Raw genomic sequence first — 25,674 nt, 5'->3', positions numbered from 1 at the left:
GGACAAGCGGCGATAGAGCAGGCCAATGCACCGCGACCATGCCCTGATGCCCATCCTCATGGCCGCACTCGCAGTCGCCAGTCTGTCGCTGATGGATGCCTTCATGAAGAGTGCGGCCCTGGCGCTCGGGGCCTTCAGCGCTGCGTGGCTGCGGTCCCTGATCGCGACCGGTATCGCCGTCCCGCTGTGGCTTGCGCGCGGCGGCAAATGGCCGCGGCGCGAGGTATTGCTGGTGCATTTGCAGCGCGGAGTCGTGTCGACCTTCATGGCGCTGACCTTCTTCTATGCGCTGACCAAGCTGTCTGTGGCCGAGGCGATCGCGATCAGCTTCATCGCCCCCCTGATCGCGCTCTACCTCGCGCGGATACTGCTCGGCGAAACGATCCGCAGGGAGGCGATCATCGCCTCGATCCTCGGCTTTGTCGGGACCCTGGTGATCGTCGGCGGCAAGATCGGCGCATCGGATTTCGATTGGGACACAGCGTGGGGCCTTGCCGCGATTCTCGTCTCGGCGTTGCTTTACGCCTACAATTTCATCCTCATCCGGCGGCAGTCGCAAATGGCCGGACCTGCAGAAATCGCCAGCTTCCATTCCGGCGTTTCCGTGGTCCTGCTGGGCGGTGGTGTCCCGTTCTTGTTCGTGATGCCGGACGCCGGGGCAACAACAGACCTTCTTGCCGCCGCGATCCTGACGGTGTTCGGGGCGATGGCCTTTGCCTGGGCCTATGCCCGGGCCGAAGCGCAGGTGCTGGTCCCGCTCGAATATTCGGCCTTCCTGTGGGCTTCGCTGTTCGGCTGGCTGTTCTTCGCCGAGACGCTCACCACGCCGACCCTGATCGGAACGGCCATCATCATCGGCTCGTGCTGGTTCGCGACGCGCAGACCGCGCGGGCAAAAGGCCCCGAGCGCACTCTAGCGTCGCTGTTCGACCTGCGCTGCCCGGGCGGGCTGGTCGGCAAAGGTGAAAGCGGCGGTGAAGCAGCCGACAACCGCCATGGCGGCGGCGATAACGGCTACACGAACGGGTTGGCGCGAGCGTTTGCCCGCCTCCGGAAGCGACGACATTTCCTGACTCCTCATTGGGGCCGCATCGGACCTCGCCCGCGCTTGCCTTGATTTTGCCTTAATAACCGATGAAGGCGCCACCGGGTTCCGACGAGCCGTTTTTCAAGGGCGCCCGACCCTTGATTTTTCCCCGCTTTGCGCGCAGGGCGCAGCCACATTTGCCGCACCTGCGAACCCCTCCTCGCAAGGCGGCAGTCGCTCAGAAAGGATCAATCGCGCATGACCCAGGTCGGCAAGGACACGCTCGGCACCCGCTCCAACCTCACCGTCAACGGCAAGGACTATGCCTATTATTCCTTCGCCAAGGCGGAAAAGACGATCGGCGATGTGTCGAAACTGCCCTTCAGCCTGAAGGTCCTGCTCGAAAACATGCTCCGCTTCGAAGACGGCGGCTTCACCGTTTCGACCGAGGACGCCCAGGCGATCGCCGACTGGCAGCGTAATCCCGCGACCGGCAAGGAAATCCAGTACCGCCCGGCGCGCGTGCTGCTGCAGGACTTTACCGGCGTGCCCTGCGTGGTCGACCTTGCCGCGATGCGCGATGCGATCAGCAAGCTCGGCGGCGATACCGCGAAGATCAACCCGCAGGTCCCCGTGAACCTGGTGATCGACCACTCGGTCATGGTCGACGAATTCGGCCATCCCAAGGCCTTCGAGAAGAACGTCGAACTCGAATACGCCCGCAATGCGGAACGTTACGACTTCCTCAAGTGGGGCTCCAAGAGCTTCCAGAACTTCACCGCCGTGCCGCCGGGCACCGGCATCTGCCACCAGGTGAACCTCGAATATCTCGGCAAGGGCGTGTGGTCCTCGGCGGGTGAAGACGGCGCCATGGTTGCCTATCCCGACACCTGCGTCGGCACCGACAGCCACACCACCATGATCAACGGCCTCGGCGTGCTCGGCTGGGGCGTCGGCGGGATCGAGGCCGAAGCCGCGATGCTCGGCCAGCCGGTGTCGATGCTGATCCCCGAAGTCGTCGGCTTCAAGCTGACCGGCGCGATGGCCGAAGGCGTGACCGCCACCGACCTGGTGCTGACCTGCGTGCAGATGCTGCGCGAAGTCGGCGTGGTCGGCCGCTTCGTCGAATTCTACGGCGAAGGCGTTGCCAACCTTACTCTCGCCGACCGCGCAACGATCGCCAACATGGCGCCCGAATACGGCGCGACCTGCGGCTTCTTCGGCATCGACGACAAGACGCTCGAATACATGCGCCTCACCGGCCGCGACGAGGACACGATCGCCCTTGTCGAAGCCTATTCGAAGGAACAGGGCATGTGGTTTACGCCCGAGAACGAGCCGGTCTTCACCAAGACGCTCGAACTCGACGTATCGAAGGTCGTGCCCAGCCTCGCCGGACCTAAGCGCCCGCAGGACCGTGTCGCGCTGCCGCAGGTGGACGAACTGTTCAACGGCGATCTCGAGACGATCTACAAGAAGAGCGCGCCGCAGCGCACTGCGGTCGAGGGCAAGGACCACGACATCGGTGACGGCGACGTCGTGATTGCCGCGATCACCAGCTGCACCAACACCTCCAACCCCGACGTGCTGATCGCCGCCGGCCTCGTCGCCAAGAAGGCGAACGAGAAGGGCCTCAAGCCCAAGCCGTGGGTCAAGACCAGCCTTGCACCGGGCTCGCAGGTCGTCACCGACTACCTGGAAAAGAGCGGCCTGCAGGACGATCTCGACGCGCTCGGCTTCGACCTGGTCGGCTATGGGTGCACCACCTGCATCGGCAATTCCGGCCCGCTCGCCCCGCCGATTTCGAAGGCGATCAACGGCAACGACATCGTCGCCGCCAGCGTCCTGTCGGGCAACCGCAACTTCGAAGGCCGCGTCAGCCCCGATGTACGCGCCAACTTCCTCGCGTCGCCGCCGCTGGTGGTCGCCTATTCGCTGCTCGGCACGGTGACCAAGGACATTACCGAAACCCCGATCGGGCAGGACCAGGACGGCAACGACGTGATGCTGGCCGACATCTGGCCGAGCAACGAAGAAGTGCGCGCGCACCGCGCCGCCAATATCGACCGCGACATGTTCGTCACCCGCTATGCCGACGTCTACAAGGGCGACGAGCACTGGCAGGCGATCAATGTAAACGCGTCGGACACCTACACCTGGAACCCGACCAGCACCTACGTCGCCAGCCCGCCCTATTTCGAAGGCATGGGCATGGAACCGGCCCCGGTCACCGACATCGAAGGCTCCAAGCCGCTCGCGATCCTCGGTGATTCGGTCACCACCGATCACATCTCTCCCGCCGGTTCGATCAAGGAAGATTCGCCTGCTGGCGAATACCTTCGCAACCACCAGGTCTCGAAGGCGGACTTCAACTCCTACGGCTCGCGCCGCGGCAACCACGAAGTCATGATGCGCGGCACATTCGCCAACATCCGCATCAAGAACGAGATGGTCCCGGGCGTCGAGGGTGGCTACACCACCTACAAGGGCGAGCAGATGGCGATTTACGACGCCGCGATGAAGCACAAGGCCGACGGCACGCCGCTGGTCGTGGTCGCGGGCAAGGAATACGGCACCGGTTCGAGCCGTGACTGGGCGGCCAAGGGCACGATCCTTTTGGGCGTGCGTGCCGTGATCGTGGAAAGCTTCGAGCGTATCCACCGCTCGAACCTCGTCGGCATGGGCGTGCTGCCGGTCCAGTTCAAGGACGGCGACAGCCGCTCCTCGCTGGGCCTGACCGCGACCGACACGTTCACGATCAAGGGCCTTGCCGACCTCACGCCGGGGCAGGACATCGAGGTCGAAGTCACGCGCGAGGACGGCTCGAGCTTCACTTTCACCGCACTCTGCCGCATCGATACGGCCAACGAGATGGAGTATTACCGCAACGGCGGCATCCTCCATTACGTGTTGCGCAAGCTGGCGGCCTGATGCTGGCGCGCGCGCTCCTTTCCGGCATGGCGGCGGGCCTGCTCGCCGCCTGCTCGGCGGGTGCGGCACCGGCTGACGACGGCGCGGCCATGGCTGCCGCGCCGAAGGTACGGACGATCGAGACGCAGGCGCTCGCCACGCGGCTCGATGCGGGCGAGGCGATCCAGCTGATCGACGTGCGCACGCCCGAGGAATTCGCCGAGGGGCACATCGCCGGCGCAATCAATATCCCGCTCGACCGGTTCGATCCGGCCGCCCTGCCCGATGCGCAAGGCGCCGCGCGCGTATTGTACTGCCGCTCCGCCCGTCGCTCGGGTCTGGCGGCCGAGCAGCTGGTCGCGGCGACGGGGCGCGACGCGGTGCATCTCGAAGGCGGCATTCTCGCGTGGGAACAATCGGGCCAGCCGGTCGCGCGTGACTGAGGTCGCGACAGGGGCCGCTTTCTAGGATGGCGCTGGTCGAGCGCCTCGCGAGCCTGCTCGGCCGCAAGCCAGCCGATCCGATGGCCGATCCCGCGACGCTTGCGGCAATCGGCGATACTGTGCGCGAGAAGCTGCGCCTCAATCCGCAGGCCGTGGCGCGCGGCGGCGGCAAGGCCGACCTCTTCCTGCTGCCCAGTTTTCTCACCGCCCAGCAATGCCAACGGCTGATCCGCGTGATCGAGAGCAGGATCCAGCCTTCAAAACTGTTCTCGGAGGCAAAGAACCCCACGGGCCGGACCAGTTCGACGCATTTCTTCGCCACCGACGCACCCGAAACCGTGGCGCTGGGTCGCAAGATCGACAGCGTCCTGGGCATCGAACGCAAGCATGCGGAGACGATCCAGGGCCAGCGCTATCGCATTGGCGAGGAGTATCGCCACCACCGCGATTATTTCCGCGTCGAACGTCCGCACTGGCAGCACGAACGCCGCCGCGGCGGGCAGCGCAGCTGGACCGCGATGGTCTATCTCAATGCCGTGGAATCAGGCGGCGAGACCGAATTTCCCGAGCTCGACCTGACGGTGACACCGGAGGCCGGACTGCTGATCGCCTGGAACAACATGGACCGGCGCGGGCGGCCGAACCGGAACACGCGCCATGCTGCCCTGCCGGTCGCGGCGGGCGAGAAATATGTGATCACGCAGTGGTACCGGCAGGACCAATGGAGCCGCAACTACCGCTGACGGCCCCGATTCCGGATCAGACCTGACCCGCGCCCTTCTTCACCCGCAGCTTGCGACGGCCAAGCACGGCGGCTGCGGCCATGCCGAACAGCGCCATCATCGGCGGTGCGGGCACGTCGGTACCGCTCGTGCTGCCGGTGGTCGAGCCCGAGGTCGAGGAACTGCTGCTCGACGAGCTGGAGCTGGACGAGGAACTGCTCGACGACGAGCTGCTCGAGGAAGACGACGAGGAGGAACTCGACGACGAACTGGTGCTCGTGGTCACATTGCCCGTGCTGGTCGAGCTGGTCGAGACACCGCCGCTCGAAGAACTGGAGGACGACGACGAACTCGAGGACGAGCTGCTGCTCGACGAGGACGAACTCGACGAGACATCGCCCGAGGTCGAGCTGGTCGTCGTACTCGAGACAGCGCCCGTGCTAGTGGTGCTGGTGACCGCACCGGTGCTGGTCGAGACCGAACCGGTAGAGGTAGAAACACCGCCGGTCGAGGTCGAAACACCGCCCGTGGACGTCGAAACTTCGCCCGTGCTGGTGGTCGAGGTGATCCCGCCGCTCGAGGTCGAAGTCGAGCTGCCGCCGGTCGAGGTCGTGGAGGTGATCGTGATCGGGGGCAGTTCGCCGCCTGTGGTGGTGGTCGAGTTGACGATCACGCTGCCGCCGCCACTCGAACCGCTGAAGAAACCGCCGAAGAAGCCTCCGCCGAAACCGCCGCCATAGCCGCCGCCGTAGCCGCCGCCCGGGATCGAGCGCGAGCCGCCGCCTCCGGTCACGATCGGGGCCGCTTCAGGCAGCGGGGGCACCGGCACCGGCACCATCGCCTCGCGATAGACGGGCGGGCAGATATTGTCGGGATTGCGCGCCGCATCGGGCGAATCGTAGGGAACGCATTCGATCTGCCGCGGCGGGATCGTACGCTGGGCCTGGACCGGGCGGCGCGGAATCGCGCGTTTCACCGGCTTGGCCTGCTTCACATACTTCACCTGCTTGACGGCCTGCGCCTTGTAGGACGGGCTGTCGGTCACCGGCTTTTCGGCCACGTGCACCGCACCCCCGGCAACCAGCGCACCGCCTGCTGCGGTGGCCGACAATTTGGCAAGAGCTGACTTGACCGACATCGCTACGTTTCCCTCTGCGACCGGAAAACGGAAGATTGCCCCCCGCCATTTGTCCGGTCCCTGCCCACCCGATTCCGGTCCTTAACCGATTTGCGGGCGGAGCAATACTTACACATTGCGCCAGAAAGTAAATTTTTCGCGGAATTGCGAGGCTTGTGGCGCTCCCGTCCCGAAACGGGACCGCTGGGAGCTCTAATCTTACCCGACTGCTAACCCTGTTCGTCGAACATGTCCGACTGCGGCCGCGAGGGAGGGGCGAGCCCCAGATGCGACCAGCCGCCGTCGTTGAGCATCCGGCCGCGCGCGGTGCGGGCGATCAGGCCGAGCTGGATGAGGTAAGGCTCGATCACCTCTTCCACCGTGTCGCGCGGTTCGGACAGGCCGGCTGCGAGCGTCTCCACGCCCACCGGCCCGCCCTTGTAGGTGGTCGCGATCATGGTGAGATAGCGCCGGTCCATAGCGTCGAGGCCGAGCGAATCGACCTCGAGCCGGGTCAGCGCCTCGTCGGCCACACGGGTGGTCACGACCCCCTCGCCCAGCACGCTCGCAAAATCGCGCACGCGGCGCATCAGGCGCCCGGCGACACGCGGCGTGCCACGACTACGGCGGGCGATCTCGCGGGCGCCGCCCTCGTCGATATCCATGCCAAGCAGGCCCGCCCCGCGGGTGACGACCTTGAGCAGTTCGTCCTCGGTGTAGAAATTGAGCCTCACGGGAATGCCGAACCGGTCGCGCAGAGGCGTGGTCAGCAGCCCCTGCCGCGTCGTCGCGCCGACCAGCGTGAAGGGCGGCAAATCGATCCGCACGCTGCGCGCCGAGGGCCCCTCGCCGATGATGATATCGAGCGCGCGGTCCTCCATCGCCGGATAGAGCACTTCCTCGACCACCGGATTGAGCCGGTGGATCTCGTCGATGAAGAGCACGTCGTTGGGCTCGAGATTGGTGAGCAGCGCGGCGAGGTCGCCCGCCTTGGCGATCACCGGGCCGGAAGTGGCGCGAAAGCCGACGCCCAGCTCCTTCGAGACGATCTGCGCCAGCGTGGTCTTGCCGAGGCCCGGCGGCCCGAAGAATAGCACATGGTCCATCGCTTCGCCGCGGTTCTTCGCCGCCTCGATAAACACACGCAAGTTCTCGCGCGCCGCCTTCTGCCCGACGAACTCGCCGAGGCTCTTGGGACGCAGCGCGGCGTCCGGGTCTTCCGGCTGGCGGGCTGGGGAGTGGAGGGGGACGGGTTCAGTCATGTCAAAACGGGTTCACCGTATAGCCGCGTTGTTGCAGCAGCGCTTGGGCGGTCATGGCGGAGAGGGCCATTTCGACGCCGGGCAGCAGGTCCTCCTGTTTGACCCCATAGGCCGCGGCGCTCTGGCCGCAGACGATGAAGCGCACGCCGTGGTCGAGCATCGCCCGCACCATGTCGGCGGAGGCGTTGTCGGGGCTCGCCAGCAAGTCGTTCACCGCCTTGCCGTGGACCACCACCGCGATGCGGATGTTCTCTTCCGGCACGCCGTGCGCGACATGCATGTTGATGAACCGCGCCGCGCTCTCGAAGCCGCGGTTGCGCTTGCCTTCCTCGGCCTTTTCGGAAACGTCGAAGGCGACCGAGAACTCGGTATCGGCGGGTACTTCACCGATACCCGCGACCGGCGCATGCGGCCCGAAGTCGGTAAACACCGGGCCGGTCTTGAAGACGCTCATGTCCTGCGCGTTGGCGGGGATCGCCAGCATGCCAATTACAGCAACCAGAGTGGTCGTTCTAACCCTCAGCAACACCGATCTCCAATCGCGGTTCAATCGCCCTGTCTCCTGCATTCCGATATGGTTCCCAGCCCAACAAGGAGAAGAAGTAGTCGCTCCATGACCGCTCGTAGGTCACGGCGGCCAGAAACTTGTCAGATGCTTCGCCCCTTGGCGTCGTGAAGACCGCGACGTAGCCACTATTCCGGCCCCATCCGGTACAAGACGAGAAATTGTCCGGAGCGATCCGATACGCCCTTCCTACCATCGCCTCGGGGCCATCATCCACAAGGTAAACAGCTGCATAGGATTGGGGAATTGTTCGAATCTGCTCGACCTTGAGCAGGACCGAGCCGGCCGGCCTGCTTGATGGCGGATTGGCAAAGACGATGGCGTTCGGAACGGGATCCTCCCCGCAAGCGACGGCCGGACTTGCTGCGAAAAGACCGCCAAACGCCAAAGCCAGAGCTACCGCCTTTTTCATCCCGCCGCCCTTTTCAATGCCACGCGGATGAGGTCGCCCTCGCTCGCGTCTTCGCCCAGTTCGCCCTGTGCCGCCGCGACCGCGCGCGCCGCCACGGCGGGCTTGAAGCCGAGGTTCTCGAGCGCGCTCACCGCATCGGCGCTCGCCGCGCCCGCGGGCGTTACCGAAACGCCTCCGCCCGCCTTGCCGCCACCAGGCAAGGCGCCGGCCTTGTCCTTGAGCTCATTGACGATCCGCCCCGCCAGCTTCGGCCCGACGCCGTTGGCCCGCGCGACCATCGCCGCATCGCCCTTGGCGCAGGCCTGCTGAAGCTCGCCGGTCGAGAGCGCGGAGAGGATCGCCAGCGCCACCTTGCTGCCCACGCCCTGCACCTGCGTGAGCAGGCGGAACCAGTCGCGCTCCGCGGCCTCGGCAAAGCCCAGCAGCCGCATGTCGTTCTCGGACACCTGGAGGTCGGTATAGACCGTGCAGGCCTCTCCCACCTCGCCCAGCGCGGCGAGCGTCCGGGCCGAGCAATGGACGAGGTAGCCGACGCCCGCGACATCGATCACCGCCCAATCCGCGCCGGTTTCGTCGAGCAGTCCCTTGAGCTTTGCAATCATGGTTTGTTCTTGGGCCACAAGACAAGATTGGTCCAGCGGCAATGGACTTGCGCCCACAATTGCGGGCATGAGGCGTTTCCATGAGCTGGAACACATTTGGACGGACCTTGCGCTTTACCACCTGGGGCGAGAGCCATGGCCCCGCGATCGGCGCGGTGGTGGACGGGTGCCCGCCGGGGATCCATCTGAGCGAGGCGGACATCCAGCCCTTCCTCGACGCGCGCAAGCCGGGGCAGAACAAGTTCACCACGCAGCGGCAGGAGGCCGATCTCGTGCGCATCCTGTCGGGCGTGTTCGAGGGCAGGACCACCGGCACGCCGATCAGCCTGCTGATCGAGAACACCGACCAGCGATCAAAGGATTATTCGGAGATCGCCAACACCTATCGCCCCGGCCATGCCGACTATGCCTATGATGCGAAATACGGCTTCCGCGACTATCGCGGCGGCGGACGGTCGAGCGCGCGCGAGACCGCGATGCGCGTGGCGGCGGGCGCGGTGGCGCGGATGGCGATCCCGGAGGTGCGGATCACCGCCTATGTCGCCGAAATCGGCGGCGATGCGATCGACCCGGCGAATTTCGATCCCGCAGCGATCGGCGAGAACCCCTTCTGGTGCCCCGACCGCGAGGCGGCCAAGCGCTGGGAGATCCTCGTCGACGAAGCGCGACGCGCCGGTTCCTCACTCGGCGCGGTGGTGGAATGCGTGGCCAGCGGCGTGCCCGCAGGCTGGGGCGCACCGATCTATGCCAAGCTCGACAGCGATCTGGCGGCGGGCATGATGAGCATCAACGCGGTGAAGGGCGTCGAAATCGGCGACGGCTTCGGCGCCGCGCGCCTGACGGGCGAGCAGAACGCCGACCCGATGCGACCCGGCAACGACGGCCCGCGCTTCGAGGCGAACCATGCCGGCGGGATAGCGGGCGGCATCTCGACCGGCCAGCCGGTCACCTGCCGCGTGGCCTTCAAGCCGACCAGCTCGATCCTCACGCCGGTCGAAAGCGTGACCAGCGACGGCGAGGCGACCGAGGTCCGCACCAAGGGCCGCCATGACCCCTGCGTCGGCATCCGTGGCACGCCGGTGGTCGAGGCGATGATGGCGCTGGTGCTGGCCGATCACAAACTCCTCCACCGGGCGCAGTGCGGGTGATTGCCGCGGCCCGTCATTGCTGGCGGAGGCTGACGAGCCTGTTCGAACGCTCCCGGAAGTCCAAGCAATCGGAAACGGGAGCTACGGACGCCGAGAAGGCAGCAATCAAGGCGGCGGTAGATCGGGGCATGTCCCGAAGCTTCTACAGGCGTCCTGCTGCGCCAGACGGCCACTAAATCGCGCCACCATGTTGCGCTCAGCGCAATGAAACCACTCCTTTGTTGCGCTTTTCGAAAGTTCCATCGATTTGATCGATAATTCCGATGTTCGCAATCGCAACATATCGCTTTTGTGCATCGCAACACCTCTTATCTGAGACCCATCAGTTTCACCCCAATACGGAGAACAACCATGGGTATCATCGGAAGCCAGATCAAACCGTTCAACGCCACCGCATTCCAGGCCGGCAAGGACTTCTTCCAGGTCACCGACGACGACGTGCGCGGCAAGTGGGCCGTGTTCTTCTTCTATCCGGCCGACTTCACCTTCGTCTGCCCGACCGAACTCGAAGACCTCGGCGAGCAGTACAACATGCTCCAGAAGATGGACGTCGAAGTCTATGCCGTGTCGACCGACACGCACTTCAGCCACAAGGCATGGCACGATACGTCGGAAAAGATTGGCAAGCTGCAGTTCCCGTTCCTCGGCGACCAGAACCACGTGCTTGCGACCAATTTCGACGTGCTGCGCGAAGGCGTCGGCCTGGCCGACCGTGCGACCTTCGTGGTCGATCCGGACGGTGTGATCCAGATCATGGAACAGACCTGCGAAGGCGTGGGCCGCAATGCCAACGAACTCGCGCGCAAGATCAAGGCCGCCCAGTACGTGCGCGCCAACCCCGGCCAGGTCTGCCCGGCTGCGTGGGAAGAAGGCAGCGAAACGCTGGCCCCCTCGCTCGACCTCGTCGGCAAGATCTAAGCCCACCCACTTGCGGGCCGTCCTCCTCCTGACGGCCCGCGAGAAGCCCGGGCCTCGCTCGGGTCGCCGAAGGCCCGGGGCCGTACTTCCCCCCTCCCAACCCGCCCCGGGCCTTTTACCTTTTCGACCGTCACCATCTTTTTGAGGACAACAGCCATGCTCGACGACACGATGAAGCAGCAGCTCAAGACCTATCTCGCGAACCTGCGCGAGCCGGTCGAACTCGTTGCCTCGCTCGGCGACGATGCAAAATCCGCGCAGACGCGCGAACTGCTCGAAGAGATTGCCGCGCTGCACGACATGGTCAGCGCCAGCTACGACGGCACCGACACGCGCAAGCCCAGCTTCGTGATCCGCCGCGCGAGCGATGCGGAAAAGTGGGTGCGTTTTGCCGGCCTGCCCATGGGCCATGAATTCACCAGCCTCGTCCTCGCGCTGTTGTGGGCGGGCGGACACCCGCCGAAGGTCGATGCCGACCTGATCGAACAGGTCCGCGGGCTTGAAGGCGACTACAATTTCGAGATGTATTTCTCACTGTCGTGCCACAACTGCCCCGACGTGGTGCAGGCGCTGACGCTGATGGCGCTGGAAAATCCGCGCATCACCGCGACGCTGATCGAAGGCGGTACGTACCAGAACGAGGTCGATGCGCGCGACATCATGGCCGTGCCCGCGACCTTGCTCAACGGCGAGCCGTTCTACAACGGCAAGATGGAACTGGCCGAAATCCTCAGCCGGCTCGACACGGGCAGCGAGGAGAAAGCGGCAGAAAAGCTGTCGGCCAAGGAGCCGTTCGAAGTCCTCGTGATCGGTGGCGGGCCCGCAGGCGCAGCAACCGCGATCTACACCGCGCGCAAGGGCTTTCGCACCGGCATCGCGGCGGAGCGCTTCGGCGGCCAGCTGCACGACACGCTCGGCATCGAGAACCTGCCCGGCACACCCTATACCGAAGGCCCGAAGCTGGCGGGCGAACTGAAGCGTCACATCGGCGAATACGAGATCGACCTGATGGACCTCGCCAAGGCAGTGAAGCTCGTCCCGGCCAAGGAGAAGGGCGGCCTCCATACGGTCGAGCTCGGCAATGGCGCAAGCCTCAAGGCGCGCAGCCTGATCCTCGCGACCGGCGCGCGCTGGCGCAACCTTGGCGTTCCCGGAGAGGCCGAGTATCGCAACAAGGGCGTGGCCTACTGCCCCCACTGTGACGGCCCGCTGTTCAAGGGCAAGCGCATCGCCGTGATCGGCGGCGGCAATTCCGGCGTCGAAGCGGCGATCGACCTCGCCAAGATCGTCGGCCACGTCACCCTGATCGAGTATGACGACAATCTGCGCGCGGACGAAGTGCTGCAGGCCAAGCTGCGCTCCATGAGCAATGTCGAAATCGTCACCAGCGGCCAGACGACCGAGATCACCGGCAAGGACGGCAAGGTCGACGGTCTGGTGCTCAAGGACCGCAAGTCCGGCACCGAGCGCCGTATCGAGTTGGAAGGCGTGTTCGTGCAGATCGGCCTCGTGCCCAACACCGAATGGCTGCAGGGGTCCGGCCTCGAACTGACGAAGTTCGGCGAAGTCGTGACCGATGAGGAAGGCCGCACCAACCTGCCCGGCGTCTTCGGCGCGGGCGACGTGACCGACGTGCCCTACAAGCAGATCGTGGTCGCCATGGGCGAGGGCTCGAAAGCCGGCCTCTCCGCCTTCGACTACCTGATCCGCAACGAAGCGGTCGATGACATTGCGCAGGCCGCCTGACGCAGTCACCTCTCGACCGTAAAAAGCGCCGTCATCCAAAGCGGATGGCGGCGCTTTTCGCAGGTGAGGCACTCCCTGCCGAGAAATCGGATCAGACAATCAATCATAACCGATTAATCGATTGGACGCATTTTCGCCAAACCGCCATCCTCCCCCGGTAACTCGAACATTCCCCCCCGAGTCTCACGAGAGGAGAGAGATTTCATGGACGCTAAAACCGGCGAAATGAGCGGTTGTCCCTTCCACGGCGATGCCGGCACCCGCGCGCTGTTCGGCCGCACCAACCGCGACTGGTGGCCCGACCAGCTCGACCTCGAAATCCTGACCGAAGGCGGCCGCGCGGCCGACCCGATGGGCGAGGATTTCGACTATTGCGAGGCCTTCAACGCGCTCGACTACAATGCGCTCAAGGCGGACCTGACCGCACTGATGACCGACAGCCAGGAATGGTGGCCGGCGGACTACGGTCACTACGGCCCCTTCTTCATCCGCATGGCGTGGCACGCGGCGGGCACCTATCGCACCGGCGACGGCCGCGGCGGCGGCGGCAGCGGTCAGCAGCGCTTCGCTCCGCTCAACAGCTGGCCGGACAACGGCAACCTCGACAAGGCCCGCCGCCTGCTGTGGCCGATCAAGCAGAAATACGGCAAGCACATCAGCTGGGCGGACCTTTTCATCCTTACCGGCAATGTCGCGATCGAGTCGATGGGTGGCCCGGTGTTCGGCTTCGGCGGCGGCCGCAAGGACGTGTTCGATCCGGAAACCGTCTACTGGGGCACGGAAGAGGAATGGGTCGACACCGGTGCGAAGACGCGCATCCTTCCCGATGAAGGCAAGGCGCTCGAAAATCCGCTCGCGGCGATCCAGATGGGCCTCATCTACGTCAATCCCGAAGGTCCGGGCGGCAATCCGCACGACTGGGAAGGCATGGCGCGCGACATGAAGGAAACCTTCGCGCGCATGGCCATGAACGACGAGGAAACGGTGGCGCTGACCGCCGGTGGCCACGCCTTCGGCAAGGCCCACGGTGCCAAGCCGTCCGACACGTTCTCGGGCGCGCCCGAAGGCGAAACCCTGCACCGCATGGGCTTCGGCTGGCTGACCGACCCCGATGAAATCGGCAAGGGTCACATCACCACCTCCGGCATTGAGGGCGCCTGGACGCCCAACCCGACCCAGTGGGGTGGCGACTACTTCCGCCTGCTGTTCAAATACGATTACGAGCTCGTCCAGAGCCCGGCAGGCGCGAACCAGTGGCAGCCGATCAATCCCGATCCGGAAGACATGGCACCCGACGCGCGGGACCCGAACAAGAAGGTCCCGACCATGATGACCACGGCCGATATGGCGCTGAAGCGGGACCCGGACTATCGCAAGATCTCCGAACGCTTCCGCGACGACCAGGCGGCGCTCGACGATGCCTTCGCCCGCGCATGGTTCAAGCTGTGCCACCGCGACATGGGCCCCAAGGTCCGTTACCTCGGCCCGGAAGTCCCGGCCGAAGACCTGATCTGGCAGGACCCCGTACCCGCCGGCACGCAGGTTTCGGACAGCTATGTGGCGGCCTTCAAGGCAAAGGTACTCGATAGCGGCCTGACCGTGGCCGAGCTGGTCAAGGCAGCCTGGGCTTCGGCCTCGACCTATCGCAATTCCGACCATCGCGGCGGTGCCAACGGCGCGCACATCCGCTTCGACGAAATCAGGAACTGGAAGGTCAACGATCCAGAGGAACTGGGCAAGGTGCTGGCCAAGCTCGACGAACTGCGCGGTTCGATGTCTATGGCCGATGCCATCGTCATCGCCGGTTCGGCCGCGGTCGAAAAGGCCGCTAGGGATGCGGGCTTCGATGTCTCCGTCCCTGTCACCACGGGCCGCGGCGATGCGACGCGCGAGCAGTTCGACGCCGAGAGCTGGGAACCGCTGGAGCCGTTTGCCGACGGTTTCCGCAACTATCTCAAGACCAAGGCCTCAGTGAAGACGGAGGACATGCTGATCGACCGTGCGCACCTGCTCGGCCTTTCGATCCCCGAGATGACCGTGCTGGTCGGCGGGCTGCGTGCGCTGGGCGCCGTCACCAAGCATACCACACATGGTCACAAGATGGGTGTGCTCACCGAAACGCCGGGCAAGCTCAACAACAGTTTCTTCGTGAACCTGCTCGGCATGGGCGTGATCTGGGAAGTCGTGGACGAAAGCGGCGACGAGGAATTCGTCGGCACCTGCCGCAAGACCGGCAAGGACCTGTGGCGCGCCACGCGTACCGATCTCGTGTTCGGCTCCAATTCGCGCCTGCGTGCGGTGGCGGAAGTCTATGCCGAGAACGGCAACGAGGAGAAGTTCGTGCGCGACTTCGTCAAGGCTTGGACCAAGGTCATGGACGCCGATCGCTTCGATCTCAGCTACGCCAAATACCACGGCTGAATGCTGCGCACTTGCCCGGGGGCGATAAGAGCCGTCCGGGTCGCAAGGGACCCCCGGTCGCGAGGCCGGGGGTTTCCCGTTTCGGGACGTGAGCCATCAAACGGCTCATCGCAACTGCGGAACGCTTTGACATTTGTTATATTTGAGCCCAATGTTTCACTTCAGACGGCCTGGCTGGTCGTCCACCGAGAGCCCCCGGCCAAAAGCCGGGGGCTTTTTTCGTCCGTCAGCGAAGCCAGGTGCCATGGAAGCGATTCGCAGGCTGATTCTCGCGGCGGGATGAGGAACGCTGCGAGCCGTTCGACCGTTGGCCGAGTACTCACCCCAAGAAAGGGCTGCATGATGGCCGACCATACGATTCCCCCCACCACCACCGATGCCGGTATCCCGGTACAGAGCGACGAGCATTCGCTGACCGTTGGCCGCGATGGACCGATCGTCCTCAACGATCACTACCTCATCGAGCAGATGGCGAACTTCAACCGGGAGCGTATTCCCGAGCGCCAGCCGCACGCGAAGGGGTCCGGTGCGTTCGGCTACTTCGAAACCACCCATGACGTGTCGCAATACACCAAGGCCAAGCTGTTCCAGAAGGGCGTGAAGACCGACACGGCGATGCGCTTCTCGACCGTAGCCGGTGAACGCGGCAGCCCGGATACCTGGCGCGACCCACGCGGCTTCTCGGTCAAGTTCTACACCGAAGACGGCAATTTCGACATGGTGGGCAACAACACGCCGATCTTCTTCATCCGTGATCCGCTGAAGTTCCAGCACTTCATCCGCAGCCAGAAGCGCCGCGCCGATAACGGTCTGCGCGACCACGACATGATGTGGGACTTCTGGACGCTGAGCCCCGAAAGTGCGCACCAGGTCACTTATCTGATGGGCGATCGCGGCGTGCCGAAGAACTGGCGCGAGATGAACGGCTATGGCAGCCACACCTACATGCTCATCAACGAAGAGGGCGAGAAGTTCTGGGTCAAGTTCCACTTCATGACCGACGTCGGCGAGATGAGCGGAAACGCGCATCTGACGCAGGACGAGGCCGTGAAGAAGGCGGGCGAAGACAGCGATTATCATCGGCGCGACCTGTTCGACGCGATCCACAAGGGGGATTACCCGAGCTGGACGCTCAAGTGGCAGATCATGCCCTATGACGATGCGAAGACCTATCGCATCAACCCGTTCGACCTCACCAAGACCTGGCCGCATGCCGATTACCCGCTGATCGAGGTGGGCAAGCTGGTGCTGAATGAAAACCCGGTCGACTGGGACACGCAGATCGAACAGCTGGCGTTTGAGCCCAACAACATGGTTCCAGGCATCGGCCTGTCGCCCGACAAGATGCTGCTGGCGCGCGGTTTTTCCTATGCCGACGCGCATCGCCACCGGCTGGGGGTCAATTACAAGCAAATCCCGGTCAACGCGCCGAAGAACGCCGACCAGGTCAATTCCTATTCGCGCGCGGGCGCCATGCGGGTGAAGAACGCCGTGGATCCGGTCTATGCGCCCAATTCCTACGGCGGTCCCGCCGCGCAGCCGCAGGTCGGGGGCGAGGCCACATGGATGGCCGATGGCGACATGGTCCGCCAGGCCTACACCCTGCGCGAGGACGATGACGACTGGAGCCAGGCCCGCGCCTTGGTCACCGAAGTGATGGACGACGCGCAGCGCGACCGTTTCGTCGGCAACGTCGCCGGCCACCTGGCCGATGGCGTCAGTGAAAAGGTGCTCCAGCGCGCCTTCGAATACTGGAAGAACGTCGACGAGACGATCGGCCAGAGGATCGAGGACAAGGTGCGCGAGATGATCGGCGGCGAGTCGACCGCACCGGGGCTCGGCTCGGCCAAGTCGACCACCGACCAAGCGACCATCGGACCGATGGGCGTTGAGGACAAGGCCCGCGAGGCCGAACCCGCCGAATAGGCGGAGGGTACTGGACTGTCGCGTGCGGCAAGGTAAGGGGCGGCGATGGACACCCCGTCGTCGCCCCTCGCCCGTCCGGTAGCCGCCATCATCGCCGTGGCCGCCCTCGGCGCGCTCGCCTTGCAGACCGCGCTGAACCTTGATCGCGATGGTTCGCCCATTGTCGCAGCGGGGCTGCTGCTGCGCTTTTTCACGATCTGGAGCAATCTGGCAGCCGGACTGATCATGGGCTGGATCGCGATCGGCCGGAAGGTCGCGGCCGAAATCCTCCATGCGCTGGCGAGCGCGCTGGCCATCGTGGCGCTCGTCTACTGGCTGCTGCTGGCGGGCGATCATCACCCGAAAGGTCTCGACCGCGTGACCAACCAGTTCCACCACACGCTGGTGCCGTTGGCGACGATAGCGTGGTGGGTGGCTTTCGCCGAACGCAGCCCGGCTTTCATGCGCTCTGTCGGCGTGGTGATGATCGCGCCGGTGGCCTATGCGATCTTCGCGCTCGCCTATGGCGCGGCGAGCGGTTTCTACGCCTATTTCTTTCTCGACGCCGGAACGCTCGGTTGGGGTCAGATCGCCGTGAACATCATCGGCTTGGCAGTGCTGTTCGCCCTGGTCGGAGCAGTCCTGCTGACCGTGAAACGCGCCCTCAACGCTCGCGCTTGAGGACGATATAGAGCGCGCCGTCGCCGCCATGGCGCTGGTCCGCGCGGCGTACGGCGGCGATGGCCGAATGGTGGCTGGAGGCGGCGAGCCAGTCGAGCACCTTGGCGCGGATCGCCCCGCGCGCGCCCATGCGATCGGCCGCCTCGACCGGGCGCGGCTTGCCGGTCACCAGGAGGATCGTGCGCATGCCGAGCGCGCGGGCCTGCGCCACCCCGCCCATCAGCCGGTCGTAGGCCATGTCAAGATTATGGCCGTGCAGGTCGAGCGTGAGGTCGGGCTGGATCGACCCCGCCTTGAGTCGCCGGTCCCAATGCGAATCGAGACCCTGCGGGGGCGGCGGGGACGGCGCTGGCCGGGCGGGCTGACGGATCGCGGCAGGCGCCTTGCGGCGGACCGGATCGGGTTTCGCGGGCTTCGCCCCGCCCAGCGCCGGCAGCGGTTGACGCACCGCGCGCACCGGATGCAGCGGCGTGACCGTCGCGGCGAGCTTGTCCCAGGCTGCGACCTCTTCCTCGCTCAGGCCCCGCGGGGCGCTCATCGCTGCTCGAGGCGGGCGAGCGAGCCGCGCGGCAGCAGCAGCACGGCAGACCCGCGCCCGCTCATGCCGCCAGCGATGCGGCGCGCGTCCTCACCATTGCCCCAGAAAGTGTCGAAGCGGTTCGCCCCCTTGATCGCTCCGCCGGTGTCCTGCGCGATCCACAACCCGTCCGCCTCGTTGCGGTCGAGGTCGAGGAAGACCGGCGCGCCCAGCGGCACGAAATTCGGATCGACCGCCACCGAGGCTTCGCGCCGCACCGGTATCTCCAGCGCGCCGAGCGGACCGTCGGTGGTCAGCTCGCGAAAGAAGATCCAGCTCTTGTTGAGGTTCATCAGCGCCTCCCCCTCGGCGGGGTTGTCGCGGATGTACTGCATGATGCCCTGCATCGAACCGGCATATTTGCCCGGCCCTTCGCCCAGCAGGCCGCGTTCGCGCATGACGCCACCGATACCGACATATTCGCGGCCGTTCTGCCCCGCATAGCCGATCCGCATCAGCGATCCGTCGGGCAGGCGCAGCAGGCCCGAGCCTTGGATCTGGAGGAAGAAGAACTCGACCGGATCGGCCGCCCACGCGATTTCCAGCCCCCGATTGGCGAGCGCGCCCGCGACGATCTCGGCGCGTTCGTAGAAGGGCACGAACTTGCCGCTCGCATCATATCGACCGAGCGGCGGGCGGCCGGTGCGCTCGCTTTCGGGCATGTCGTCGGGCCAGGCGCGCACGAGTTCGGGGGGCATCTTGTAGACCGGCACGTCATAGCCGGGCTGGCGGGTGCGGCTGCCGCGGATTTCGGGCTCGAAATAGCCAGTAGCGAAAGCTGCGCCGTCGCCGACCCGCACCGGTTCGAAATAGGTTGCGAAGAAGCGCCTGGCATCGCCGAGCGGCCAACCGGCTGCCGCTTCGCACGCGGGACGCCAGTCGTCGCGCTGGGTCAGCCCGCTCTGGTCCGTCCGGGCGAGCAGCTTGGGACAGGATTCGCGGAAGGAAGCGAGCGCACCGCCGGCATCGGCAGAGGAGAAGCCGAGCCCGGCGATATCGGGCCCGCGCTGCAGCCCGGCGAGCGCCGCACTCGTCACCACATTGGGGGCCGTCGGGGCGACCGGAGGGCGGCTTTCGGGTACGACACTGACGCAGGCCGACAGCATGGTCATCGCCGCAAGCAGAAGCCAGCTGCGCATCAAACCACTCCCCTTATGCTGGTTGACGGGCGATCAGCCCTGGTCGGTCTCGTCGAGTACCCAGGCCGGATCGCGCGCATCGACATTGCGCGAGAAGGTCCAGACGTCACGGCTCTCGATCGCATCGTCGAGCGACCCGGCGACGACGGTCCCGTCCTTGTCTCGCGTGACGGCGGCGATATCGGCGACGAACAGCACGGCGATCCGCGCGGTGCGGCCATCGAGCTCGGCGCTGCGGACGGTTGCGTCCTCGATCCGGATCAGGCGGTTGTCGAGCGTCTCGCCCGCATCCTCGCGCGCATCGATCGCGGCGCTGAAGCCTTCGTAGACGTCGTCGTCGGTCAGTTCGCGCAGGGTTTCCTTGTCGCCCTTCCAGAAGGCTTCGAGGACCATCGCATAGGCGCCCTTGGCCCCGTCGAGGAAGCCGAGCAGGTCGAACTGCGGGTCGGCAGCCGCGATGGCGCGAATGCCCGCTTCATTGGCAGGCACGCGATTGTCGCCGGCGCGCAGGGCAATCGGCGGGCGCACGGCGCGCGGCGCTTCGGCTTCGGGAGCGGCGGGCGGCGTATCGCTGCGTTCGAAGCGATGCGGGATCACCTCTTCCTCATGCTCCGATCGGCGACCGAGCACCGAATAGAGACGCAGGCCGAGGAAGGCCGCGATCATGGCGAGGATGACGATTTCGGTAATCACAAGTTCGTTTCCGCTAGTCCCTTGGGTGTGCAGGCGCGCATGTCGCTTACCTGCCCTAGATAGGTAAGAATTACAAACCGGCAATGTTCCCTCGATAAATGGCGCGCGAAATCGGTCGCGCGGCGGACGGGTCGTGCATTGCTAGCGCGCGCAGCAGGTGCTAGGCGCGCGCGACACACCCGGGATGCGGCCCCCGCGCCATGTCCGGGCAGTTTCGAACCAGACTTGAAAGACCGATACCATGGCCGACGAAGGCGACATCCTCACCGACCTGAACCCCGATCCCGCCGCCGGCGCCAACGGCCTGGACAACCAGCCTGCGGTCGGCGTGATCTCGCAATATGTGAAGGACCTTTCGGTCGAGAACCCCAACGCCCCGGCCTGTTTCCAGTGGAACGAGCAGCCGCAGCTGGACGTGCAGTTCAACATCGGCGCCGAAGCCGCCGGTGACGACGTGCACGAGGTGGTTCTCAAGGTCACCGCCACGGCCAAGACGAGCAAGGGCAACCTCTATCTGGTCGATCTGGAATATTGCGGCCTGATCGGCATCCGCAACCTGCCCGACGAACATGCGCACGCGTTCATGTTCGCCGAAGCGCCGCGCCTGCTGTTCCCCTTCGCCCGCCGCGTCATTGCCGATGCCGTGCGCGATGCCGGTTTCCCGCCGCTGGTGCTCGACCCGATCGACTTCGGCGGCATCTACCAGCAGCAGATCGCCCAGCGCGCCGCGCAGCAGGGCGAAGGTGTGCCTGCCCCGACCGGCGAGGCTTGAGGGCGGATAGTCCGGCAGGCGGGCGGCGATGAGCCTGCTCAGACACGTCGGGACGATCGGCGGGCTGACGATGGTCAGCCGTATCGCCGGGATGGCGCGCGAGATGATCTTCTCGCGCGTCCTCGGCGCGAATGCCGTCACCGACGCCTGGTTCCAGGCATTCATCATCCCCAACGTCTTTCGCCGCCTCTTCGCGGAAGGCGCGTTTTCGGCAGCTTTCGTGCCGATGTTCTCCAAACGCCTGCACGGTGAGGGGGGGATCGACAGCGCGCGCAGCTTCTCCGACGATGTGCTGAGCGTCTTCCTGCCCGTGCTCATCCTGCTCTGCGCCCTCATGATGCTGGCGATGCCGTGGGTCATCATGGCGCTCGGCGACGGGGGCGGAGATCCGGCGACCTTCGCGATGGAAGTCGACTTCGCGCGGATCATGTTCCCGTACATTCTGCTGGTCAGCCTGGTCACGCTGTTCACCGGCATGCTCAACTCGGTCAGCCGCTTCGCGCCCGGGGCGAGCTTCCCGATCATTCTCAACCTCATCCTCATCACCAGCCTGCTGCTCGGCGAATACGCCATGTCGAACAGGGGCTGGACGATCGAGCAGGTCGGGTATGGTCAGGCATGGGCGGTGACGATCGGGGGTACGGTGCAGCTTGCCTGGCTATACATATGGACGCGGGTGGAAGGCTTTCGTCCCCGGCTCCTGTGGCCGCGCATCACGCCCGAGGTGAAACGCCTGTCGATCATCGCGTTGCCCGCGGCGATCGGCGGCGGGGCCTACCAGATCAACACGCTCGTCCAGCTCTACTTTCTCAACCAGCTCGACAGCGGGTCGATCAGCTACATGAATTATGCCGACCGGTTGAACCAGCTGCCGCTGGGCATCATCGGCATCGCGCTCTCGACCGCGATCCTCCCCACGCTGTCGCGCTTCGTCGGCAGCAACAACAAGGAAGGGGCCGATCGCATCCAGTCCGATGCGATCGAGCTTGCCATGCTGCTGACCATTCCGGCGGCGGTGGCCATGGCGATCTGCGCCGTGCCCTTCATCACGATGCTGTTCCAGGGCGGTCGCTTCAGTCTGGAGCAAGCCGAACTTACCGGCCAGGTGCTCGCCATCCTGGTTCTGGGCCTGCCGGCCTATGTACTGGTCAAGGTGCTGGTGCCCAATTTCTACGCGCGATCGGATACGCGTACTCCGGTCTATGCGGCCTTCATTTCGCTGGCGGTTTTCGTCGCGATGAACTTCGTCGTGGTGACCGATTACGGGGTCGCGGGGATCGCGCTCGCCAGCGTCGTGGGGGCCTGGATCAATGTGATCTATCTCTGCATCGTGCTCGCGCGACGCGGCTATTACGCAGTCCCCCTTGCTCTCGTGGGCCGCATCCTGCGCCAGCTGGTCGCAGCGGCCGCAATGGGCCTCGCCTTGTGGTTCGCACGCGATCTGTTGACCGGCTGGTATGCCGCCGGACTCTTCGCCCGGGTCGGCGCCCTGCTTGCGCTCGTCACCTGTTCGGCGATCGTCTATTTCGGCGTCGCCTTCGCGGTCGGCGCAGTCGACCGGCAGCGCATTGCCGCCCTGACCCGCCGCACGCCCGCGCCGGCCTCTGCCGAAGCGGGCGACCTTGCCGATTGACATGCCTGTGCTATGCCCGCGCGCGATGACTGACACGCTCCTCTCGACCCGTTCGGCCCCGGCGCGCTTCATGCTGCGCGGGCGGGCGGCCTGGCGATGGCTTGGAAACTCTTGAACTAAAGAGCCCCAATCCGGCTGGCGCATCGGCCAGCCCCATCCAGTCTACAAGTGAGTCTTCCCATGAGAGTCGTTTCGGGCATCCAGCCCACCGGAAAGCCGCATCTCGGCAACTACCTCGGCGCGATCGTCAACTACGTGAAGCTGCAGGACGAGGCGCATGCCGCCGGCGGCGAATGCTTCATTTTCCTCGCCGACCTCCACGCGATCTCGCAACCGCATGACCCGGCCGAATTGACGCGCAACACGCGCGAAATGGTCGCCACGCTGGTCGCCTGCGGGGTCGATCCGGCGAAGACCGTGCTGTTCAACCAGGCGCAGGTCCCCGCCCATGCCGAGCTGCAATGGCTGCTTAACGGCACCGCCCGGATGGGCTGGCTGAACCGCATGACGCAGTGGAAGGACAAGGCGGGCAAGAACCGCGAAGGCCAGTCGGTCGCGCTGTTCACCTACCCGGTGCTGCAGGCCGCCGACGTGCTGCTCTACCAGGCGACCCACGTGCCGGTGGGCGAGGACCAGAAGCAGCACCTCGAGCTCGCCCGCGACATCGCGCAGAAGTTCAACAACGACTTCTGCACCGATGATGCGCCCCTTTTCACCCTGCCCGAGCCCTACATCCCGCCCGCCGCGGCGCGGATCATGAGCCTGCGCGACGGGACTGCCAAGATGTCCAAGTCCGATCCGTCCGACATGAGCCGGATCAGCCTGACCGACGATGCCGACACGATCATCAAGAAGGTCAAGAAGGCCAAGACCGACCCCGAGCCCCTGCCGGACAACGAAAAGGAACTGGAAGGCCGGGCCGAGGCGCAGAACCTCGTGGGGATCTACGCCGCCATTGCCGGCAAGAGCGTGGAGCGGGTGCTGGGCGAATTCGGCGGACAGGGCTTCGGTGCGTTTAAACCCGCGCTTGGCCAATTGCTGGTCGACACGCTGGCCCCGATCAACGCGCGCTTCCTCGAACTGAAGGACGACCAGGAAGCGCTCGACGCGATCCTCGCGCGCGGCGCCTCGCAAGCGCGCGAGGCCGGTCGCGACACGCTCGACGCGACTTATCGGGCGCTCGGTCTCGTCCGTTAAGCGGCGGAAAGACTGCAACATTTGTGAATCCGGACATTCAATCCGGGTTCATAACGGTTCGTCTACATATCGGCACATTCGCTGACAGTGCGCCTTGGGGAAGCGGCGGGCTGCGCAACACCGCGTTATCGTGATACGATGCGCATCCGTTCGAAAGGGACTGAGTATGACTGACCTGAAAAAGGGTTGGGGGCGCACTCTCAAACTCGCCTCCGTGCCGATGATCCTTGCCGGCCTCGCCGCCTGTGCGACGCCGTTCAAGGCCGATGTCTCGCGCTTCCAGACGCAGCTGCCGGCACCGACCGGGGAGACCTTCTACGTCGTCGCCGACGATCCGGCGCTCGCGGGCGGTCTCGAATTCTCGCAATATGCCGATCTCGTGGAAGAGCAGATGCAGCGCCTCGGCTATGCCGAAGCGGCTTCGGCCGACGCGGCGAGCCTGCTGGTGCGGTTCGACTACGGTGTCGACAACGGCCGCGAACGCGTGCGCACCACCGGCTTTTCCGATCCGTTCTACGATCCGTGGTATGGCTATCACCGGCCCTTCTACCGCTCGCGCTTCGGCGGCTTTTACCGCCCGCGCTACATCGGCTCGCGCTGGGGCTACGGCTTCTACGACCCGTGGTTCGGCGGCCCGGAAGTGACCAGCTACACCGTCTATACCAGCGGCATCGACATGAAGATCGACCGTGCAACTACCGGCGAGCGGCTGTTCGAAGGCAAGGCGCAGGCCATGTCGACCTCGAACCGGTTGCAGTATCTCGTGCCCAATTTGGTCGAGGCGATGTTCACCGAATTCCCCGGCAATTCGGGCGAGACGGTGCGTATCTCGATCGCACCGGAAAAGAAGACGGTCCGCCGGATCGACTGATCCCGATCACCCGTCAATCGCGTTTGACCGAGAGGGCGGCTTCCTTGCGGAGGCCGCCCTCTTCGGTAGTGGCCGCTCAGGGCTGCGGTTCGAAGGTGAAGCGCGCGCTGAGGAGGTAATATTCCGAGCGCGCCTCGAAACCGCTCTCGGTCCCGAGGAACAGCCACAGCCGGCCGTCCGCGGTGGAACGGATCACCGGCGCATCGCTGCGTTCCGGCAGGACCTTGATCGCATAGGTCGGGGACAGGCAGTCGCCTGCATCGGGCGTGCCGATGTCTCCCAGCACGACCGCTTCGGTCCCGTCTCCGGCCTGTTCGCCTTTGTCGACATTGACCCGCACCAGCTGCAAGGCGGGGTCATAGGCTTTGGCCGGTGCACGCGGGGCGGCGCCCGCCCGCAGCCACAGGGCGGACGGCGGCCCGCCTGCTCCGAAGCAGCTGTCGGGCGCATTGGTGGCAATCGTGACGGTGGCCTTGACCTTGTAGTCTGTGTCGGGTGCGAAGCCCTGGTACGCGCTGAACGCATACATCAGCAGATCGTCCGACGCATTGCGACCGCCCAGCAGCAGGCCCTTGCCGGTGAGGGGCGCCGGAAGATCACGCAGCCCGCTTTCGAAGGCGATACCGCTTTCCATGCCGGGCGAATAGTCGGCATAGTCGCTGCTCCAGAGCGCGGCCTGGGTCGCAAAATCGATATCGGTGACCACGACGGGCGGCGTGGGTGGAGGCGTGGGAGTTTCCACCGGCGGGGCCGGGGGTGCGTCTTCCCCACCGCAAGACACCAAAGTAAGCATGGCAACCAGTGCCATCCCAGCGTAACCGGATTTCATTCGCGACTCTCCCTGCAACAAGGCACTCAGGCGATCTGCCCAAACGCGCCTTTGCCACGGCTTTCGCTAATGTAAAGTATTGATT

General features: G+C 65.3%; 24 protein-coding genes. 15 read left to right on the top strand and 9 right to left on the bottom strand.

The window, feature by feature from the left end; genetic code table 11:
- Positions 1 to 25 precede the first annotated feature (25 nt).
- Positions 26 to 916, top strand: coding sequence for a DMT family transporter (locus tag K3172_RS03795; RefSeq protein WP_221587123.1), 891 nt, complete (start codon positions 26 to 28; stop codon positions 914 to 916).
- On the opposite strand, the gene K3172_RS03790 is transcribed toward K3172_RS03795, so the two are convergent.
- Positions 913 to 1,065 carry a hypothetical protein gene (locus K3172_RS03790; protein ID WP_221587122.1) on the bottom strand — a complete coding sequence of 51 codons (153 nt, stop codon included), beginning with the start codon at positions 1,063 to 1,065 and terminating at the stop codon, positions 913 to 915. The genes K3172_RS03795 and K3172_RS03790 overlap by 4 nt on opposite strands.
- Before the next feature lie 219 nt (positions 1,066 to 1,284).
- On the opposite strand from K3172_RS03790, the gene acnA reads away from it, so the two are divergent.
- From acnA to K3172_RS03770, 4 genes are all read left to right on the top strand, one after another.
- Positions 1,285 to 3,957 carry an aconitate hydratase AcnA gene (acnA, locus tag K3172_RS03785; RefSeq protein WP_221587121.1) on the top strand — a complete coding sequence of 891 codons (2,673 nt, stop codon included), beginning with the start codon at positions 1,285 to 1,287 and terminating at the stop codon, positions 3,955 to 3,957.
- Positions 3,957 to 4,379: a rhodanese-like domain-containing protein gene (locus tag K3172_RS03780; protein WP_247717916.1), complete on the top strand. Its 423-nt coding sequence runs from the start codon at positions 3,957 to 3,959 to the stop codon at positions 4,377 to 4,379. Before acnA ends, K3172_RS03780 begins: the two co-directional genes overlap by 1 nt.
- Before the next feature lie 26 nt (positions 4,380 to 4,405).
- On the top strand, positions 4,406 to 5,122 hold the full coding sequence (locus K3172_RS03775; RefSeq protein WP_221587120.1) for a prolyl hydroxylase family protein: 717 nt from the start codon (positions 4,406 to 4,408) through the stop codon (positions 5,120 to 5,122).
- Positions 5,123 to 5,202: 80 nt separating this feature from the next.
- Positions 5,203 to 5,841 (top strand): hypothetical protein, encoded by a 639-nt coding sequence (locus K3172_RS03770; RefSeq protein WP_221587119.1) that lies wholly within the window; start codon positions 5,203 to 5,205, stop codon positions 5,839 to 5,841.
- A gap of 607 nt (positions 5,842 to 6,448) precedes the next feature.
- Here the strand turns inward: K3172_RS03770 and ruvB are convergent.
- Genes ruvB through ruvA form a run of 4 tightly spaced genes read right to left on the bottom strand, consistent with a single transcriptional unit; the run spans position 6,449 to position 9,059 of the window.
- Entirely contained in the window at positions 6,449 to 7,480 is a 1,032-nt protein-coding gene (ruvB, locus tag K3172_RS03765; RefSeq protein ID WP_221587118.1) for a Holliday junction branch migration DNA helicase RuvB, read from the bottom strand.
- A 1-nt stretch (position 7,481) separates the two neighbouring features.
- Positions 7,482 to 7,964 carry a DsrE family protein gene (locus K3172_RS03760; RefSeq protein ID WP_221587117.1) on the bottom strand — a complete coding sequence of 161 codons (483 nt, stop codon included), beginning with the start codon at positions 7,962 to 7,964 and terminating at the stop codon, positions 7,482 to 7,484.
- A 28-nt stretch (positions 7,965 to 7,992) separates the two neighbouring features.
- The gene (locus tag K3172_RS03755) at positions 7,993 to 8,457 is read right to left on the bottom strand and encodes a hypothetical protein (protein WP_221587116.1); all 465 of its coding nucleotides are present in this window, start codon (positions 8,455 to 8,457) and stop codon (positions 7,993 to 7,995) included.
- Positions 8,454 to 9,059 (bottom strand): Holliday junction branch migration protein RuvA, encoded by a 606-nt coding sequence (ruvA, locus tag K3172_RS03750; protein WP_221587115.1) that lies wholly within the window; start codon positions 9,057 to 9,059, stop codon positions 8,454 to 8,456. The genes K3172_RS03755 and ruvA overlap by 4 nt, the downstream gene beginning before the upstream one ends.
- Positions 9,060 to 9,139: 80 nt before the next feature.
- Between ruvA and aroC the strand changes: the two genes are divergently transcribed.
- The 6 genes from aroC to K3172_RS03720 all read left to right on the top strand — a co-directional run bounded on the left by aroC (position 9,140) and on the right by K3172_RS03720 (position 17,878).
- Positions 9,140 to 10,207 carry a chorismate synthase gene (gene aroC, locus K3172_RS03745; protein ID WP_221587114.1) on the top strand — a complete coding sequence of 356 codons (1,068 nt, stop codon included), beginning with the start codon at positions 9,140 to 9,142 and terminating at the stop codon, positions 10,205 to 10,207.
- Between the two features lie 351 nt (positions 10,208 to 10,558).
- On the top strand, positions 10,559 to 11,125 hold the full coding sequence (ahpC, locus tag K3172_RS03740) for an alkyl hydroperoxide reductase subunit C (RefSeq protein WP_221587113.1): 567 nt from the start codon (positions 10,559 to 10,561) through the stop codon (positions 11,123 to 11,125).
- 156 nt (positions 11,126 to 11,281) lie between these two features.
- Positions 11,282 to 12,871, top strand: a complete 1,590-nt coding sequence (gene ahpF / locus K3172_RS03735) for an alkyl hydroperoxide reductase subunit F (protein ID WP_221587112.1) — start codon at positions 11,282 to 11,284, stop codon at positions 12,869 to 12,871.
- Positions 12,872 to 13,075: 204 nt separating this feature from the next.
- A complete protein-coding gene (katG, locus tag K3172_RS03730; protein ID WP_221587111.1) occupies positions 13,076 to 15,292 on the top strand; it encodes a catalase/peroxidase HPI in 2,217 nt (738 codons plus the stop codon).
- A gap of 342 nt (positions 15,293 to 15,634) precedes the next feature.
- On the top strand, positions 15,635 to 17,218 hold the full coding sequence (locus tag K3172_RS03725) for a catalase (protein WP_221588995.1): 1,584 nt from the start codon (positions 15,635 to 15,637) through the stop codon (positions 17,216 to 17,218).
- Between the two features lie 45 nt (positions 17,219 to 17,263).
- Positions 17,264 to 17,878 carry a Pr6Pr family membrane protein gene (locus tag K3172_RS03720; protein WP_221587110.1) on the top strand — a complete coding sequence of 205 codons (615 nt, stop codon included), beginning with the start codon at positions 17,264 to 17,266 and terminating at the stop codon, positions 17,876 to 17,878.
- On the opposite strand, the gene K3172_RS03715 is transcribed toward K3172_RS03720, so the two are convergent.
- Genes K3172_RS03715 through K3172_RS03705 form a run of 3 tightly spaced genes read right to left on the bottom strand, consistent with a single transcriptional unit; the run spans position 17,862 to position 20,287 of the window.
- A complete protein-coding gene (locus tag K3172_RS03715; RefSeq protein WP_221587109.1) occupies positions 17,862 to 18,416 on the bottom strand; it encodes a Smr/MutS family protein in 555 nt (184 codons plus the stop codon). The two genes, K3172_RS03720 and K3172_RS03715, sit on opposite strands and share 17 nt — an antisense overlap.
- Complete coding sequence (gene mltA / locus K3172_RS03710; protein WP_221587108.1) at positions 18,413 to 19,594, bottom strand: murein transglycosylase A; 1,182 nt, start codon at positions 19,592 to 19,594, stop codon at positions 18,413 to 18,415. The genes K3172_RS03715 and mltA overlap by 4 nt, the downstream gene beginning before the upstream one ends.
- 33 nt (positions 19,595 to 19,627) lie before the next feature.
- Entirely contained in the window at positions 19,628 to 20,287 is a 660-nt protein-coding gene (locus K3172_RS03705) for a Tim44/TimA family putative adaptor protein (protein WP_221587107.1), read from the bottom strand.
- 241 nt (positions 20,288 to 20,528) lie between these two features.
- Here K3172_RS03705 and secB point away from each other — a divergent pair, with 241 nt between their 5' ends.
- The 4 genes from secB to K3172_RS03685 all read left to right on the top strand — a co-directional run bounded on the left by secB (position 20,529) and on the right by K3172_RS03685 (position 24,760).
- Complete coding sequence (secB, locus tag K3172_RS03700) at positions 20,529 to 21,059, top strand: protein-export chaperone SecB (RefSeq protein WP_221587106.1); 531 nt, start codon at positions 20,529 to 20,531, stop codon at positions 21,057 to 21,059.
- Between the two features lie 28 nt (positions 21,060 to 21,087).
- Complete coding sequence (gene murJ, locus K3172_RS03695) at positions 21,088 to 22,692, top strand: murein biosynthesis integral membrane protein MurJ (protein WP_221587105.1); 1,605 nt, start codon at positions 21,088 to 21,090, stop codon at positions 22,690 to 22,692.
- A gap of 180 nt (positions 22,693 to 22,872) precedes the next feature.
- Positions 22,873 to 23,889 (top strand): tryptophan--tRNA ligase, encoded by a 1,017-nt coding sequence (trpS, locus tag K3172_RS03690; protein WP_221587104.1) that lies wholly within the window; start codon positions 22,873 to 22,875, stop codon positions 23,887 to 23,889.
- 166 nt (positions 23,890 to 24,055) lie between these two features.
- Positions 24,056 to 24,760, top strand: a complete 705-nt coding sequence (locus tag K3172_RS03685) for a DUF4136 domain-containing protein (protein WP_247717915.1) — start codon at positions 24,056 to 24,058, stop codon at positions 24,758 to 24,760.
- Between the two features lie 76 nt (positions 24,761 to 24,836).
- On the opposite strand, the gene K3172_RS03680 is transcribed toward K3172_RS03685, so the two are convergent.
- A complete protein-coding gene (locus K3172_RS03680) occupies positions 24,837 to 25,502 on the bottom strand; it encodes a hypothetical protein (protein WP_221587103.1) in 666 nt (221 codons plus the stop codon).
- Positions 25,503 to 25,674: the final 172 nt, after the last annotated feature.

The organism is Qipengyuania proteolytica, assembly GCF_019711565.1.
GTDB classification, from domain to species: Bacteria; Pseudomonadota; Alphaproteobacteria; order Sphingomonadales; family Sphingomonadaceae; genus Qipengyuania; species Qipengyuania proteolytica.
This window is presented reverse-complemented; position numbering and strand designations above follow the sequence as displayed.

What these genes read in the sequence shown, in the direction of transcription:
- K3172_RS03795 (WP_221587123.1), top strand. Translation starts at nt 26, where the DNA reads ATGCACCGCGACCATGCCCTGATGCCCATCCTCATGGCCGCACTCGCA.
- K3172_RS03790 (WP_221587122.1), bottom strand. Translation starts at nt 1,065, where the DNA reads ATGTCGTCGCTTCCGGAGGCGGGCAAACGCTCGCGCCAACCCGTTCGT.
- acnA (WP_221587121.1), top strand. Translation starts at nt 1,285, where the DNA reads ATGACCCAGGTCGGCAAGGACACGCTCGGCACCCGCTCCAACCTCACC.
- K3172_RS03780 (WP_247717916.1), top strand. Translation starts at nt 3,957, where the DNA reads ATGCTGGCGCGCGCGCTCCTTTCCGGCATGGCGGCGGGCCTGCTCGCC.
- K3172_RS03775 (WP_221587120.1), top strand. Translation starts at nt 4,406, where the DNA reads ATGGCGCTGGTCGAGCGCCTCGCGAGCCTGCTCGGCCGCAAGCCAGCC.
- K3172_RS03770 (WP_221587119.1), top strand. Translation starts at nt 5,203, where the DNA reads ATGCCGAACAGCGCCATCATCGGCGGTGCGGGCACGTCGGTACCGCTC.
- ruvB (WP_221587118.1), bottom strand. Translation starts at nt 7,480, where the DNA reads ATGACTGAACCCGTCCCCCTCCACTCCCCAGCCCGCCAGCCGGAAGAC.
- K3172_RS03760 (WP_221587117.1), bottom strand. Translation starts at nt 7,964, where the DNA reads ATGCTGGCGATCCCCGCCAACGCGCAGGACATGAGCGTCTTCAAGACC.
- K3172_RS03755 (WP_221587116.1), bottom strand. Translation starts at nt 8,457, where the DNA reads ATGAAAAAGGCGGTAGCTCTGGCTTTGGCGTTTGGCGGTCTTTTCGCA.
- ruvA (WP_221587115.1), bottom strand. Translation starts at nt 9,059, where the DNA reads ATGATTGCAAAGCTCAAGGGACTGCTCGACGAAACCGGCGCGGATTGG.
- aroC (WP_221587114.1), top strand. Translation starts at nt 9,140, where the DNA reads ATGAGCTGGAACACATTTGGACGGACCTTGCGCTTTACCACCTGGGGC.
- ahpC (WP_221587113.1), top strand. Translation starts at nt 10,559, where the DNA reads ATGGGTATCATCGGAAGCCAGATCAAACCGTTCAACGCCACCGCATTC.
- ahpF (WP_221587112.1), top strand. Translation starts at nt 11,282, where the DNA reads ATGCTCGACGACACGATGAAGCAGCAGCTCAAGACCTATCTCGCGAAC.
- katG (WP_221587111.1), top strand. Translation starts at nt 13,076, where the DNA reads ATGGACGCTAAAACCGGCGAAATGAGCGGTTGTCCCTTCCACGGCGAT.
- K3172_RS03725 (WP_221588995.1), top strand. Translation starts at nt 15,635, where the DNA reads ATGGCCGACCATACGATTCCCCCCACCACCACCGATGCCGGTATCCCG.
- K3172_RS03720 (WP_221587110.1), top strand. Translation starts at nt 17,264, where the DNA reads ATGGACACCCCGTCGTCGCCCCTCGCCCGTCCGGTAGCCGCCATCATC.
- K3172_RS03715 (WP_221587109.1), bottom strand. Translation starts at nt 18,416, where the DNA reads ATGAGCGCCCCGCGGGGCCTGAGCGAGGAAGAGGTCGCAGCCTGGGAC.
- mltA (WP_221587108.1), bottom strand. Translation starts at nt 19,594, where the DNA reads ATGCGCAGCTGGCTTCTGCTTGCGGCGATGACCATGCTGTCGGCCTGC.
- secB (WP_221587106.1), top strand. Translation starts at nt 20,529, where the DNA reads ATGGCCGACGAAGGCGACATCCTCACCGACCTGAACCCCGATCCCGCC.
- murJ (WP_221587105.1), top strand. Translation starts at nt 21,088, where the DNA reads ATGAGCCTGCTCAGACACGTCGGGACGATCGGCGGGCTGACGATGGTC.
- trpS (WP_221587104.1), top strand. Translation starts at nt 22,873, where the DNA reads ATGAGAGTCGTTTCGGGCATCCAGCCCACCGGAAAGCCGCATCTCGGC.
- K3172_RS03685 (WP_247717915.1), top strand. Translation starts at nt 24,056, where the DNA reads ATGACTGACCTGAAAAAGGGTTGGGGGCGCACTCTCAAACTCGCCTCC.